This window comes from Amycolatopsis sp. cg9 (assembly GCF_041346945.1).
Taxonomy (GTDB): Bacteria; Actinomycetota; Actinomycetes; order Mycobacteriales; family Pseudonocardiaceae; genus Amycolatopsis.
On record NZ_CP166850.1, the window covers coordinates 2,533,369 to 2,548,205 of the forward strand.

Sequence of the window (14,837 nt, forward strand, 5' to 3'; positions counted from 1 at the left end):
GTAGCACAGTCGATCAGGGTATCCGGCAGGTTGCCGGGACGTCACGCTTATCCTTGACCCGTGTTCGCTATCGCGCTGGTTCCGGTCGTGCTGGGTCTGCTCGTCGGTTTTGGTGGGTTCCTCGGGTTCCGCGAGCGCTTGACGCGCGAAGGCGGTACCGGGGTGCGCACGCAAGCGGCGTTGCGCAGCGAAGAGGCGTTCAAGCTGGCCAACCGCGTCGCGGGCCTGCCGACCATGGCCGGGGGCGCGATCGCCGTGCTCACCGGGCTGGCGGGGCTGGCCATGCCGACGACCGGTCTGCTGGTTTCGGCCGCGCTCGCGGGCGTGCTCGCGATGCTCGTGCTGGTCATGGGCGGTGGCGTGCTCGGCAACCGGGCCGCGCTGACCGTGCCCGCGCCGGCTCCGGCGGCGCCCGCCGGCTGCAGCGGCTGCGCGTGCGGCGCCGGTGGCTGCGGCGTCTTCAAGAAGGAAGAAGCCTAGTTCCGCTGGAGGTCGCCCGGGTGGGTGGCCAGTAGCGCCAGCGGGATGCCCTGGCGGCGCAGCACCTGGCTCCACAGGTCGCCGTTGGGCGAGGCCAGGATGTCGCTCGGCAGCGCGGGCACGATGACCCAGTCGTCGCGCTCGATCTCGCCCGCCAGCTGACCCGAGTCCCAGCCCGCGTACCCGGCGAAGACGCGCACGCCGCGGACCTTCGGCACCAGCGCCTCGGGGTCGGTGTCCAGGTCGACCAGTGCGACCGGCCCGCGGACGGCGATCACGCCCGGCACGCTCGCCGCCGTCTCGCCGGTGCGCAGCGCGGCCAGGCACAACGCGGTCTTCTTCTCGACCGGCCCGCCGACGAACACCGCCTGGGGCTCGGCGACGTGCCCACCCCAGTTGGGCAGCACGTCGTGCACGGCGACGTCGCTCGGCCGGTTCAGGACCACGCCGAGCGTGCCTTCGTCACGGTGATCGATGACGAACACCACGGTCCGCTTGAAGTTGGGGTCGACCATCGTGGGGGCGGCGACCAGGAGCGTTCCCGGCTCAACCTCGGCGTCCGCTGGCACGCGACCCATGATCTCACCTTCGGCCCGGCGAATTACTTCGGCTCGGGAACAATCGCCCCACGCGCCTCGTTTGAAACAGTGGTCGGCGCACTCCGTGTCCCCCGGGCTCACTGAAGAACCGCCTTTGTGGAATACCGTCCGGCTGGAGCCACACTGCGCATAGCCGCCGAGAGGCGACCTTAGTGCGCCGGCCACCTACTACTCTGGCTCCGTGACGATCAGCACCGGCGCCGAGACCACCCGACAGGGCCCCCGGGAGCTGTTGAAGGACCCGGACTTCCGGCGTCTGCTCTTCACCCGCTTCGCCGCCAGCTGGGGCGACGGCGTCTTCCGCGCCGGGCTCGCCGGAGCCGTCCTGTTCAACCCCGAACGCGGCGCCGACCCGCTGGCCATCGCCGGCGGGTTCGCCGCGCTGCTGCTGCCGTACTCGGTCGTCGGGCCGTTCGCGGGTGCGCTGCTGGACCGGTGGGACCGCCGTCGCGTCCTGATCTTCGCGAACCTCCTGCGCGGGCTGGCGATCCTGGCCGCGTCCGCCGCCGTCGGGTTCGGGTTCGGCGGGCTCGGCCTGTTTTCGCTGGCACTGGCCGCGGAGGGCATCTCCCGCTTCATCGGTTCCGGGCTCTCGGCGTCGCTTCCGCACGTCGTGCGCGAAGAGAGCGTCGTGACGGCGAACGCGTTCGCCACGACGCTCGGTTCGGTGGTCGCCGTCATCGGCGGCGGGTGCGCGATCGGGTTACGGGCGCTCTTCGGCGGCAACGACGTCGGATCGGCCGAGACCACCGCGTTCGCCGTCCTCGGCACGCTGGTCTCGGCGTTCATCGCGCGCGGTTTCGCCCGGGGCGTGCTCGGGCCGACCGTGGTCGACGAGCCGACGAACCCCGTGCTGGCCGTCGCGCGCGGGCTGGCGGACGGCGCCCGCCACGCCTGGCGGGCCCCCAGCGTCACGGCCGGGTTCATCGCGCTGTTCGCGCACCGGGCGTCGTTCGGGGTGTCGCTGCTGGTCACCGTGCTGCTGATGCGCAACTACTTCACCGACCACGGGATCTTCCGCGCCGGCCTGCCCGGGCTGGGGCAGATGGCCGCGCTCGCCGGCGCCGGCCTGCTGCTGGCCGGGCTGCTGACCGCGCGGACCATCCGCAAGTTCGGCCGGCTGCGCGCGGTGCTCGGCTCCCTGCTGCTGGCGGCGCTCGCGCAGTCCGCGCTGGGCCTGCCGATGGTGCTGCCGCTGGCGCTGCTCGCGTCGTTCGTGATCACCGGGGCGGGGCAGGTGCTCAAGCTCTGCGTCGATTCGTCGATCCAGCTCGACGTCGCCGACGAAGCACGCGGCCGGGTGTTCGCGCTGTACGACACGCTCTTCAACATCACCCAGGTGGCGGCGGTTTCGCTGGGCGCGCTCGTCGTGCCGGACGACGGCCGCGCGCCGGGCCTGCTGATCGCCGCGACGGTCTGCTACCTCGTCGGCGGGGCCGGCTACGCACTGGCCCGGCGCCGCGCGATTCGCTGACGCAAAGACCCGAACCGGTCACGATGACTGCTCCATTGGCATTAGGGTGACGGGCAGTCATTAGTAGGTTCGAGGGACACCGGGGGCACCTGTGACCACCGCGGGCGACGACCGTGCACAGCTCGAAGCACGCAATGCCGCGATGAAGGACCAGATGGACACCCTCCTGGAGAACTTCGAGCGGCAGACCGCGCAGCTGCGCGACGCCCAGGCCGCGGCGGCCGAGACCACCGCGCAGGTGAGTTCCCCCGACGGCCTGGTCCGCGCCACGATCGACGCCGGTGGCAGCCTCGCGAAGCTCGAATTCGCGCCCACCACCTTCGAACGCACGACCCCCGCGCAGCTCGCGAACACCGTCCAAACGCTGGTGCGGCAAGGATCGCTGCAGGTCAAGCAGAAGATCGCCGACCTGATGGCGCCGATCACCGAAGGCCTGCCCGACCTCGCCGACCTGGTCGAGGGCGCGCCGTCGCTGGCCGGACTGGTGCCGTCGATCCCCGAGTTCGTCGAGGAAGCAGCGCCCGCGCCGCGACCGGAATCGTTCGAAGACGGCGGCTCCATCCTGCGCAACGAGCAGACGCCGCCGCCTCCGCCGATGCCCGCCCCGAAGCCCGCGCCCAAGCGCGTCCGCCCGCCGCGTGACGACGTGGACGAGGAGCCGCCGTCGTCCTGGATGACGAGGGGCGACTGATGCCGGAGGGGGGATCCGGCTTCACCGCGGAACCCGACGCGGTCCTGCGCGCGTCGAACGGCCTGGTCACGGCCGCGGACGGACTCGACAACGCGGTCAAGGCGCTGCAGAGCGCGCTCGCCGCGCAGGGCGAGTGCTGGGGGACCGACGACTCCGGCAAGGAGTTCGCGAAGGACTACGTGCCCGGCGCGCAGGGCGCCGTCGAGGGGTTCACCAACCTCGTGCAGGGGCTGCGGGGGATGCAGCAGAACGTCGCCAAGTCGATGAAGGCCCTTTCGGGCGCCGACGAAGACGTGACGTCCCAGCTGAGCAAGGGGCAATGACGCGTGGGTATGGAGATGCCCGACGCGGTCAAGTGGCTGCTGCCGATCGTCGTCGGGGAGAGCTGGCCCGAGGGCGACGAGACCAAGCTGCGCGCGCTGCGGGACGCGTGGCACACGGCGTCGTCGGCGATCGCGCCGGCGTCCGAAGCGGGTAACCAGGCGGCGTCCGGCATCCGCGACAACTGGACCGGCGACGGCGCGGACGCGTTCGCCGAGCAGTGGAAGAAGTTCGTCGAGGGCGACGAGGCGTACTTCAAGCAACTGGCCGACGCGGCGAAAGCCCTCGGTGACTCGTGTGACCAGACGGCCCTGGACGTCGAGTACACGAAGTACATGATCATCATCTCGCTGATCGTCCTGGCCGCCCAGATCGCGGCGATGATCGCGGCGGCGGCGGTCACGTTCGGCGGCTCGACGGCGGGTATCGCCCCGGCCCAGATCGCGACCCGGATGACCGTGCAGATGCTGTTCCGGCAGCTGCTCGAGAAGCTGGCTCAGCAGGGGTTCAAGCAGGTCGCGAAGGAGCTGCTGGAGAAGCTGCTCAAGCAGGGCCTCAAGAAGATCGGCATGGAGGTCCTCAAGAACGAGGCCATCAACCTCGGCATGGACGCGGGCATCCAGGGCCTGCAGATGGCGAAGGGCGACCGCAAGGACTGGGACTGGTCGAAGACATCGGACGCGGCGATCTCGGGCGCGGTCGGCGGCGTCGTGGGAGCGGCTTCGGGTTCGATCGGACGCGGGGCGACCGAGGGGCTGTCGCACAGCGCCGGCGGACAGGTCGCGGACGCCGCCATGCGCGCGGGCGCCCGGGGCGCGGTCGAGGGCGTGGCGCAGACGGTCGGGCAGGCGGCGGTCACCGGGGATCTCGGGTCGTTGACGCCGGAGCAGCTGCTGATGGGCGCTTCGAGCGGGGCGGTCGGGGGCGCCGTCGGGGGCGCGAAGGAGCAGTTGCACTCGGTTCCCGAGGCGAACATTCCGCGGTCGGAGCCGGATTCCGGGGCTGATGGTGGTTCGGGGGAGTCGCGGCGGGAGTCGGGCTCGGAGCCTGAGTCGCGGGGTTCTGAGTCGGGGCCTGAGTCCCGGGGTGAAGAGCCTGGGGCTCGGTCTGAGTCGGCGCCTGAGACGCGGGGTTCGGAGTCCGAGGCTCGGCAGGAGTCTGCGCCCGAGTCGCGGGGTTCGGAGTCCGAGGCTCGGCAGGAGTCTGCGCCCGAGTCGCGGGGTTCGGAGTCCGAGGCTCGGCAGGAGTCTGCGCCCGAGTCACGAGGGGAGCAGCCGGAGAATCGGCGGGAGTCGGCGCCTGAGACCCGGAGCGAATCGGCACCCGAATCGCGGGGCGAGCAGGCCCAGGCTCAGCGGGAGTCCGCGCCCGAATCGCGGGCCGAGCAGCCCGAAACCCGGCGCGAGTCGGCGCCTGAGGCTCAGCGGGAGTCCGCCCCTGAATCGCGGGGCGAGTCGGCACCCCAGTCGCGGGGCGAGGGACCCGAAACTCGGCGGGAGAGTTCCGAACCCGAGGTGCGCCAGGAGCAGCCGTCGTCCGCGCCCGAGCCGCGGCGGGAGGCGCCGTCGGCTCCCGAGGCGCGGGCCGATGTCGCGCCGGAGCAGCGTGCGGAAAGCGCCCCGAGCCCGGTCGAGCCTCGTGCCCAGCAGGCGGAACCGATCGCGCACCCAACCGAGTCGCATCGGGCAGAGCCTCAACCGACGGGCAGTTCCGCCCAGGGCGGCTACGGCATGGCGCCACCCCCGGGATCCGGCCCGGAGCTCGGACGCCAGAGCGGCGGACGTCCGCAGGACAACGTCGGGGCAGCGGGTTTCACGGGCGGTCAGAGCCAGCCGTTCGCAGCGGACGCCGGGCCGGCGCCGGTTCAGAACGGTGGGTCGCCACAGTCTCCGGGCGGGTTCGCGCCGCCCCCGCCGAGCGGCGGTCCGGCACCGCAGGCACCGATGCCGTCGCGCGGTGGGGAGCCGCGGCGGATGATGCCGGGTGGGCAGCCGCCGTTGGGTGGGCAACCTGGGTTGCCAGGTGGACCACGGGCTGGTCGGCCGCCGCACGGCGGGCAACTTCCCCACGGTGGTCAGGCAGGTATGCCGCCACGCGGGGTTCAGCCACCGCATGGTGGGCCACCGGGTCGCCCTGGTGGGAACGTGGGTCAGCCTGGTGGCCGGCCGCTGCACGGTGGACAGCCGCTTCAGCCAGGTGCGCAGCCGCCACACGGCGGGCAGCCGCTTCAGCCGGGTGGCCAGCCACTGCACGGTGGGCAGCCACTTCAGCCCGGTCAGCCGCCGCACACTGCGCAGCCGCGTCCGCAAGGCGGGCAGCCGCCGCAGGGGGGTGGGCAGCCGCCGCGGCAGGGTGGGCCGGTTGCGCAGGATCCGCGGTGGTTGCTGCACGGGGGGCAGCCGCCGTTGCCGGGTGGGCCGGGGGTTCGTGGTGGGCAGCCGCCGGTTCAGCACGGGGGGACGTCGCATCCGCGGTCGCCTGGTGGACAGCCGCCGCAGGGTGGGTTGCACCCGAATGATCCGCGGCGGATGCCGCCGTTGGGTGGGCAGCGGCCTGCCGGGTATCCGAATCAGCCTCGTGGGCCGCAGGGGCCTGGGCCGCACCCTGGTGGCCGGCCGCCGATGCCTCCGCACGATCCGCGGGTGGGGCCGCCGCGGTTCGGGCCGCCGCAGGAGCACCTGCCGCGGGGGCCGTTCGAGCCGCCTCGGCCGGTGGATCGTGCGCCGGGGCAACCTGCCACGCACGAACAGCGCCCGGTGGAACCGGAAACGCGCGCACCCGAGCACGCCGGACGACGCACGGAGGAACCGCGCGCCGGCGAGGAGTCGACAGCTCAGCACGCCGTCGAACCGGGCACGGCCGCGCGGGAGCAGGAACCGCGCGACGACTCGACGCACGAACGCGCCGCTGAACAGCGCCCGGCAGAACCGGGCACGCCGGCACGGGACCGGGAACCGCGCGCTGACCAGGACTCGACGGGCGAGCGCACCACCGAGCAACGCCCGGCGGAGCCAGAAACAGCCACAACCGAGCACACCGACCAGCACCCCGCGGAACCCGAAACCGCCAAGCAAGAGCCCCACGTCGGCGAGGAACCCGCCGCCCAGGACAGTGCCGAGCAGCACCCCGCCGACGAGCACCACCAAGACCCCGAGACGCCCTCCGACTACGGCCAAGCCGAACCCCACGAGCCCTACCTCACCGATGACGACTTCCACACCGATGACCCCTCCGGGATCAGGCGGGTGGAGGACACCTTCATGGACTCCGGGCGCCAGAGCCAGGAAGACGGTGAGTGGCGGCACGAACAGGTCCGCCGCGAGGCGCTCGCCAAGCGCGATGAGCACCACCCCGGGATGTCCGACGACGGGGCTTTCGCCGTCCACGCCTACACGCGGTACGAGATGGTCGGGCCGCTCAACCGGGCGTTGCGGCTGGGTGGGCCCGAGCTCGTCGACCTCGCGCCGCAGGCGGGTGCGCTCGTCTCGGGGCTGAACGAACTTCCGCCGCACGTCGGGACCGTCTCGCGGCGGGTGGACTTCGGTGGCAACCTCTCGCGGCTCCAGGCGTTCATCGGGCGGTTCCACGACGGGGCGCACATCACCGAGCCGTCGTTCCTCAGCTCGTCGAAGGTCGACGCCGATCACCCGCGCAGCAAGTTCCCCGGCGAAGTCGAAATGCGGATCCAGTCCAGGACCGGGCGGGACGTCGAGTCGATGGCCAGCATCGGGCACGAGCGCGAGGTCCTCTTCAAGGCCGGGACGCAGTTCAAGATCACCGGTGTCGAGGAGGGGCCCGGGCACCCGAACCACAAGCCGAAGCCGGAGCCCGGGCAGCCGCACTACGTCGTGCACGCCGAGGAGATTCCGCCCGGGGATCCGCGGCACCTCGGGGCGGACGAGGCGCGCGACGCCGTCGAACGGCGGCGGGCCGACGAGCGCGCCGACGAGGACCGCTTCCAGCGTGAGGCCGACGAAGAGCTCGAGCAGTTCTACGCCGAGCACCCCGAGCTGCGACCGGGTGACATGTCGAAGCTGACCGCCTTCGACGATCCGAACGCGACGCCGCTGCCCGAACGACCGCCGCCGGCGACCGGGGAGCCCGAAGGGGGCTGGTCGCGACTCGCCGAGCCGTTGACGCCGGGCGGGCAGCCCGTGTTGCACGCCGGGTCCGTCGAGACGGCGCAGCAGCACGCGCGGCTCGTGCGGGACGCCGTTCCCGAGCTCGGGGCGGTCAACACCCGCAACCACTACAGCCCGGAGGGCCTCCAGAACGGTTTCCAGACCAACGCCGCCGAGTCGATGGTCGCCTTCGAACGGCGGATGAACGGCGAGGACGTCGTCGCCGGGCCGGCGCGGCAGCAGAGCCTCGCCGACCTCCGCGAGCAGCTCGGCGGGCAGTGGCACGGGCGGGGCAGCTTCGACGACGTCGCCCGTGACCTCGGGGAACGTCCCGTCGGCGCGCGGACGGCCGTCGCCTTCGAGACGCCCGGCGGCGAGACGCGGCTGGTCGCCGGCGTGCACACCGAGCACGGGGTGCTCTTCGCCGATCCCGTCACCGGACGGCTCGCCGAGCTGCCGCACGACGCCACCGGCATCCACGCCATGCCGCTCGGCGGCGGGGACGCACCGGCGCCGCACCACGAGGGCATCTCCGACCGGCTCAACCCGACGACCGAACGGGTGCCGCACGACGAGGGCTACCTCTTCGACGGCGAGCACCGCGGCACCCCGGCCGACCACGAAAGCATCCGCCGCGCGGTCGGTGACGAGGACATCTACCAGCAGATCCACGACCGCGCGCTGGACCGCCGGGACGCCGCCGGGCTGCCGCTCACCGACGAGGGTGCCGTCGCGCTGCACGGCTACACCCGCGGCGAATACGCCTACGACGTCAACGAGGCCCTGCGCCGCGGCCCCGACCACCCCGGGTTCGACCTCGCGCACGAGAACACCCGCGCGATCATGGACGGCCTCAACCAGGTCCCCCGCACGTCCGGGGAGAGCCTCCGCGGCATCGACGTCGGCGGTGATCCGCGGCTGGCCGAGCTGGTCGCCGGGCCGTACGAGCCGGGGTCGGTCGTCGTCGAGCCCGCGTTCTCCAGCGCGTCGATCAAGACCGACGAGTTCTCGACGTCGAAGTTCGGCGACGACGTCGAGCTGCACGTCCGGTCCGACAACCTCCGCGACATCTCCAAGCTCGCTGAGAACCCGGGCGAGCGCGAATCCCTCTCGCCGCCCGGCACGCAGCTGCTGGTGCACGAACGGCGGCTCGAGATCGGGCCCGACGGCCGCCGCAAGTGGATCATCGAAGCCGAGGAGATCGGGCCCGGCCACCCGCGCTACCTCGATCCCGAGGCCGCGCAGCAGAAGATGGCCGAGCGGCGCGCGGAGAACGACCACAACGCGGCCGAGTTCGAACGCCGGAAGCAAGCCGCGATGATGGAGCGGCTCGGCGGCTTGAACGAGCCCGAGCACGTCGCCCCGTCGCCGGAGCAGCCGACGGTCCACGACACCACCGAGGACACTCCGGCCGAACCGCCGCCGGTCGCCGAGCCGGGGCCGGACTACTCGCGGCTGGCGCGCTCGACGAACCCGCCCGCCGAACCGGCCATCCACGCCGGCGGGACGACGCCGAGCGAGCGCGCGGCCTACGTCCAGGACCGGCACCCGCACCTGCGCGACGTCAACCCGGGCTTCCACCAGCCCGGCGCGCTCGAGAACGGCTACCTGTCGAACTGCACGCGCGGTCCCGAGGCGTACCTGAACCGCGTGCGCGGCGGCGACATGACGGCCGAGCCGATCCTGCTGCACGAAATGGGCACCCGCGGCACGCTCGAACACCTCGAGGGCCGGTTCGGCGAGACGTTCTCCGCGCGCGGCAGCTACGACGACGTCATCCGCGAACTGCGGGAGCGGCCGCTGGACCACCACGCCGTGGTCGCCGTGAAGTACGACGGCCCGAACGGCGTCGAGTACGGCCACGTGGCGATGGTCGTGCACACCCGCGACGGCGTCGCGTTCATCGACCCGCAGTCCGGCGACCTCATGCACCTGCCGCAGCCGCCGAAGAGCATCAAGCTGATGCACCTCGGCACGCCGGACGAGGTGCACATCGGGTCCGACCACGTCACGGGGGAGCACGGCGGGTACGGGACGGCGGCCCCGCACGACGCCTTCCTGGCCCGCGACGACGTCGCCGCCGCGCTCGACGGGCACGCGTCGGCGGACTACATCCGCGAGCACATCGGGCAGCACCCCGAGCTGATCCGGATCATGAGCGAGCCGGGCAACGACTACCTGACCCGCTCGCTGCTGGACAACCCGAAGACCCTCGAAAGCCTGCTCAAGCACCCCGAGGCGATCCCGATCCTCGAGGACGCGCTCCGAGAGGTGGACGAGCGCGGGTACAGCGTCATCGAGGATGTCGAGCACCAGGGCGTCGAGCCCTTCGACCCGACGCCGGAGCAGGCGGAGCTCTCCGCGGACGTGGCGCACATCGCCGACGGCGCCTCGCCGGTCTTGCAGCAGCACGGCAGCTTCGACCGCACGAGGATCGGCGATCCGGAATATTGCGAGCAATGGGTTGCCGAAGAGCGTGAGCGCTGGCCCGAAACCCAGGGCACGCTCAACCGGATCACCGAGCGGATCGCGGGGGAAACGGACGGCCACGCCGGGTTCCGCCCGGAGCCGAAGGACGACGTCCGGGCGTTGGCGAAGATCGCGAAGCACGAGTGGAACGGCGCGAAGCTGACCGACCTGGTCGGCACCAAGATCCAGTTCGACCAGGTCGCGGACATGTACCGCGCGCTGGACGCGGTGCGCAACGACCCCGCACTCACGATCGTCGATTTCACGGACCGGCTGGCCAACCCGCAGGCGAGCGGTTACCGCGACCTGCAGCTCAACGTCCGGCTGGCGAACGGACACGTGGCCGAACTGCGGCTGCACCTGACCCACATCGACGAGGTGGCGGCGTACGAACACGCGCTCTACGAGGTACGCCGCGACTTCGAGACGTTCAGCAGGAAGGAAGGGCGCGAAGGCCTCCTTTCACCGGAGGAGGCGGCGCTGGCCGCGGCGCTGACCGAGCAGGTCCGAGGCCGTTTCGAGGAAGCGTTCCGGCGGGGACTGACATCCGAGGAGAACGGCTGATGGCTTTCCAGACCCCCATGTTCTACAAGTACTACTCCCGGACCTACCGGATCGACTCGACGCCCGAGGGCGGGTTGAAGGGCACCATCCTCAACCTCCGCACGGGGTTCTTCGAAGAGGACAGCAGCCACATCCGCGAGCTGATCTGGTCGACGACCGAGTCCAACATCCGCGGTCCCTTCAACGAAGAGAAATTCGTCCGGGAGACCGAGGTCGAGCGGAACCAGTACCTGACCGGGGACGGCCCGATCTTCGCGCTCTACGACACCATCCGAGGCATCGACGACCTAGCTGTCAGGGAAGGACGCAGCCGGACTCCGCAGGAGGTCGCGCTGATCCACGCGCTGCAGAAGCGCACTTTCAAGATGTGGGAAGACGAAGCCGCTCGGCGCGCGGCCGGTGAGGCGCCGACGTTCGAAGCGAAGCCGCGCTACCCGAGGCAATGATTCACGTGGAACAACGACTTTCACCGGATGAGCAGCGCACCCTCCTGGTGCAGCTGGGAAAGCTCCTGCGCGACCACCGGGTGGACGCCGCCGGGCCCGCCGCCGTCGACTTCCGGCAGGTCGGGGCGCATCGCGAACTCGAGGGCCACAACGCCACGACGTCGGACGCGCTCGGCGACCTCTTCGCGCAGCTGCGCGAAGGGATGTACGCCGAGGACCGCGGTACCTGGTTGCAGGCGCGGTTCACGCTCAACCCGGACGGCACCTTCGACTTCGACTTCGCGCGCGACGACGACCCGGTGTGGACCGAGCCGCCGGCCGCGACCGCCTACCCCGATGAGCTCGCCGCGTTCCCGCGCGCCGACGCGCACATCCCGGACTGGTGGCGGCTGCGCACGCAGCTACCGCTGGGCCTGGAGTTCCGGCACGCCGAGATCGGCGGCCCGGACGTCGAGCGGCCGCCGCTGACCGACACCGAGGTCCCGCTCGTGCTGCAGTACCTCGAGCGCGAAGCCGTCGTGCACGAAGACGCCGACCAGCGCTTCCACAGCGACGGCACCTGGATCTGGTCCGAAGCGGTGCCGCTCCTGCTCGCGAAGCACGGCGTTCCCCCCGAACCGGACCTGGTGGCGCACATCCGGCGCAACCACTTCCAGCCGCCGTACGTCGAGCCGCTGGTGCGGCGGACCGCCGAGGCGGACCTGCTGGGCCGGCCGCGGCCGAAGCCGAGCCGCGCGGACGTCAAGAAGACCAGCGGTGACGTCGCCGCCGAGCTGGAGACGACGCCGGATCCGAAGCTGGCCGACGACGAGCTGCTGATCGTGCTGGTGCAGCGGCTCGGCGAGCACGGCGTCTGGCCCGAGGCCTACCGGGTCGGGGAGCGGGCGGACGGCACGTGGTGCCTCAACTTCACCCCCGACGGCTGGGAGGTCGCCGCCTACGCCGGCGGGAAGGCCCGCGCGCCGAAGTACTTCGACCGGCTCGAAGACGCCGCGCAGCAGCTGCTGGGCGCGTTGCTGCTGCACCCCGCCCGGATGACCGCCGGCCACGAAACCCCGCGGGAAACCGCGCGGGAGCTCGACGACTGGCCGGTCCACCCGGCTCCGGGTGAGCCTCCCCTCACCCTGCTCCGCAACAAGCGCACCACCCGGCTGGTGGCAGGTACGGTCGTCCTGCGCTTCGGCGAGGAACCAGGCAACCTCGTCCACCACGGGGAGGTACGGTTCGCCACGACGTCGCTGCCGCTGGAACGTGAGCGGCAACGGCGGAGCTACCGGCTGAGACGCCCGCTGCACGTGATCACCGGCATCACGGTTCCGTGGGCGAACCTGCCGGGTGGCGCGGTGGCCTTCGTGCTGCCGAAGACGATCGCCGAGCACGAGTCCGACGGAAGCCTGGAGAGGATCGAGTAGGTGGAAGCGGCGGAAGCGATTGCCAAGGTCGGCCAGTGGCTGCGCGCGGTGCACGGTCCGGACGTCTCCGGTCCCGCCGGGCTCCGGGTGGACACCGAGAAGGTGCTGCGCATCCCCGAGGGCTGGTCGGTGCCCTACAACACCATCGCGTTCCTCGACGAGGGCCGGCCGGAGAAGGAGATCTTCCCGCCGCCGTCGGTCGTGGTCCGCGAGCCGGACGGCGAGCTGCGGCAGGCGCACCCGCACCCCGGTGGGCTGTCGGTGCCGGTGGCGTTCCCCGGCCAGGAGAACTGGCGCGAGGTCGTCGACCCCGAGTACGTGAAGGCCGGGCTCGGCGAGCTGGGCGTGCCGCTGCAGGCGGTCGCGGGCTGGGTGAAGGTCGACGCCGAGGGCAACCAGACCGGCGAAGAGCGGGAGAACCCCGAGTACAAGGCCGGGCCGATCCGCCGCGGCTACCCGAAGCCGGAGAACACCCTCGAAACGCTGCTGTCGTTCGGCAGCGTCGGCTGGCTGACCCGGGAGCTGCTGCTCATCGGGCTGATCCGCTGCGAGGTGTTCGTCCCGCTCGACCTGGAGACCGGCAAGACCGACCGGTTCTACTTCGCCGAGGAGCGCAACGAGCTCAAGGTGTTCAGCTCGACCCGGCACCTGCCCTCGCGCGAGCACGGCTGGTGGAAGGTCGACGTCGCCACGCTCGCCGAGTTCGAGCACCCGCCGAACCTGGTCATCAACGGTGGCCCGACGACCATCGAGGACGTCTCCAGCGGCGAGCTCGCGGAGATCGTCAAGCGGTTCCCGCGCCACGAGCCGCGCATCGACGTGCACGGCCGCTGCCCGGAGGCCGAGGAGGACCTGATCCGGGTCGCCGCCGACACCGCGGCGCGGATGGGGCTGCCGGATCCGGTGAAGCCGCCGCTCAAGGCGGCCGAGAAGGCCCGGCGGCGGGGCTTCGAGCTGACCGCCGAGGAGTGCGCGAAGACCGTGCTCGGCGAGTCCTGGCTGAAGCGGCTGCAGATGCCGGAGCCGCCGCGGAGCAAGCCCAACGACCTGCGCGCGAACGGGCTGGCCCCGGCCTACGACAACGCCGGGCGCACGGTGCCGCGGCTGGACACGTTCGGCAAGTACCCCGAGCGCGACCTCGACGGCTTCCGCTACGGCTGGCAGCGCGTCACGGGCGCGTACGTCGGCTTCGCCCTCGGCGAAGCGCTCGGCGCCGCGGTCGACCGGATGATGCTCCACGACATCCACGCGAAGTTCGGCATCGAAGGCGTCACCGACCTGCTGCCGGCGTTCGACCAGGTGGGCCGGATCGGCTCGCTGACGCAGCGGCTGCTGTTCTACACCGAGGCCGTGGTCCGCAGCCCGCACCGCGAGCAGCCGGAGTCCCGCGAAGCCGAGCAGCTCTTCCCCGGCGTGGTCCGCGGGGCGCTGCAGCGCTGGCTGCGCACCCAGGGCGCGCCGATGGAGCACGCGGACGGCTGGCTCGTCCAGGTCCCCGACCTGCACGCCCGCCGTGACGCCGACGACGCCGAGCTCAACGCCTACCACCAGCTCGCGACCGAGGCGGCCGGCGCGCCGCCGCTGACCGGCCCGGCCGCGCTGATCCCGGCGTTGCCCGCCGCGCTGACCATGGCCGGGCCCGGCAGCGGGTTCAGCGGTGGCGCGCGCCAAGCGGTGCGCGACCTCGCCGGCGTCACCCACCCGACCGAGCCCGACCTGGCCGCCGCGACCTACCTGACCTGGCTGTTCGAGCACGCCCTGACCAAGGACGCGTTCAGCTTCCCGATCTGGAACCTCAGCCGCGAGGTGCTCAACCCGGACAACCAGTTCCAGCAGGGTCCGGAGTGGACGGCGATCGGGGACATGGTCGCCGAGTCGGTGCCGTTCTTCGGCGAGCACGGGCTCCCCGACCTGCGGATGGCGGAGCTGATCGGCGACGGCCAGACGACGCTGTCGGTGCTCGGACGCGCTTTCGCCGCGTTGTCCGGCTTCGAGAACTACCCGGAGCAGGCGCTGCTGCGCGCGGTCAACCACTCCGGCCGCAGCGCGCTCACGGGTGCGCTCGCCGGCGCCCTGCTGGGCGCGCGCACCGGGATCCCCGGGCTGCCGCAGAAGTGGGTCGACCAGCTGGAGCTGCGGTACCTGGTCGAGAACGTCGCTTCGGACGCCTACTGGCACTTCGACCGGCACTCGGCGCTGAGCGCGCAGGGTGACGCGTGGATCGAGCGGTACCCGCGGCATTAGCCCGAGGATGGGGAGA

General features: G+C 71.9%; 9 protein-coding genes. 8 read left to right on the forward strand and 1 reads right to left on the reverse strand.

Translation table 11 applies throughout. The features are described from left to right. Window positions 1–60 precede the first annotated feature (60 nt). Complete coding sequence (locus AB5J73_RS11895) at window positions 61–480, forward strand: SdpI family protein (protein WP_370969745.1); 420 nt, start codon at window positions 61–63, stop codon at window positions 478–480. Here the strand turns inward: AB5J73_RS11895 and AB5J73_RS11900 are convergent. Continuing rightward, window positions 477–1,058, reverse strand: a complete 582-nt coding sequence (locus AB5J73_RS11900; protein WP_169734908.1) for a YqgE/AlgH family protein — start codon at window positions 1,056–1,058, stop codon at window positions 477–479. The two genes, AB5J73_RS11895 and AB5J73_RS11900, sit on opposite strands and share 4 nt — an antisense overlap. 202 nt (window positions 1,059–1,260) lie before the next feature. Here AB5J73_RS11900 and AB5J73_RS11905 point away from each other — a divergent pair, with 202 nt between their 5' ends. From AB5J73_RS11905 to AB5J73_RS11935, 7 genes are all read left to right on the forward strand, one after another. Further along, complete coding sequence (locus AB5J73_RS11905; RefSeq protein WP_370969746.1) at window positions 1,261–2,553, forward strand: MFS transporter; 1,293 nt, start codon at window positions 1,261–1,263, stop codon at window positions 2,551–2,553. Window positions 2,554–2,695: 142 nt separating this feature from the next. Next, entirely contained in the window at window positions 2,696–3,244 is a 549-nt protein-coding gene (locus tag AB5J73_RS11910) for a YbaB/EbfC family nucleoid-associated protein (RefSeq protein WP_370969747.1), read from the forward strand. Continuing rightward, window positions 3,244–3,567, forward strand: coding sequence for a WXG100 family type VII secretion target (locus AB5J73_RS11915; protein WP_370969748.1), 324 nt, complete (start codon window positions 3,244–3,246; stop codon window positions 3,565–3,567). The genes AB5J73_RS11910 and AB5J73_RS11915 overlap by 1 nt, the downstream gene beginning before the upstream one ends. A 9-nt stretch (window positions 3,568–3,576) precedes the next feature. Continuing rightward, a complete protein-coding gene (locus AB5J73_RS11920; protein WP_370969749.1) occupies window positions 3,577–10,719 on the forward strand; it encodes a toxin glutamine deamidase domain-containing protein in 7,143 nt (2,380 codons plus the stop codon). Continuing rightward, complete coding sequence (locus tag AB5J73_RS11925; RefSeq protein WP_370969750.1) at window positions 10,719–11,165, forward strand: hypothetical protein; 447 nt, start codon at window positions 10,719–10,721, stop codon at window positions 11,163–11,165. Before AB5J73_RS11920 ends, AB5J73_RS11925 begins: the two co-directional genes overlap by 1 nt. Further along, the gene (locus AB5J73_RS11930) at window positions 11,162–12,577 is read left to right on the forward strand and encodes a TNT domain-containing protein (protein ID WP_370969751.1); all 1,416 of its coding nucleotides are present in this window, start codon (window positions 11,162–11,164) and stop codon (window positions 12,575–12,577) included. The genes AB5J73_RS11925 and AB5J73_RS11930 overlap by 4 nt, the downstream gene beginning before the upstream one ends. Beyond that, window positions 12,578–14,821, forward strand: a complete 2,244-nt coding sequence (locus AB5J73_RS11935) for an ADP-ribosylglycohydrolase family protein (RefSeq protein ID WP_370969752.1) — start codon at window positions 12,578–12,580, stop codon at window positions 14,819–14,821. Window positions 14,822–14,837 lie beyond the last annotated feature (16 nt).

Bases quoted from the DNA above. Each gene is read 5' to 3' on its own strand.
- AB5J73_RS11900 (WP_169734908.1), bottom strand. From the start codon at position 1,058: ATGGGTCGCGTGCCAGCGGACGCCGAGGTTGAGCCGGGAACGCTCCTG.
- AB5J73_RS11910 (WP_370969747.1), top strand. From the start codon at position 2,696: ATGAAGGACCAGATGGACACCCTCCTGGAGAACTTCGAGCGGCAGACC.
- AB5J73_RS11915 (WP_370969748.1), top strand. From the start codon at position 3,244: ATGCCGGAGGGGGGATCCGGCTTCACCGCGGAACCCGACGCGGTCCTG.
- AB5J73_RS11920 (WP_370969749.1), top strand. From the start codon at position 3,577: ATGGAGATGCCCGACGCGGTCAAGTGGCTGCTGCCGATCGTCGTCGGG.
- AB5J73_RS11925 (WP_370969750.1), top strand. From the start codon at position 10,719: ATGGCTTTCCAGACCCCCATGTTCTACAAGTACTACTCCCGGACCTAC.
- AB5J73_RS11930 (WP_370969751.1), top strand. From the start codon at position 11,162: ATGATTCACGTGGAACAACGACTTTCACCGGATGAGCAGCGCACCCTC.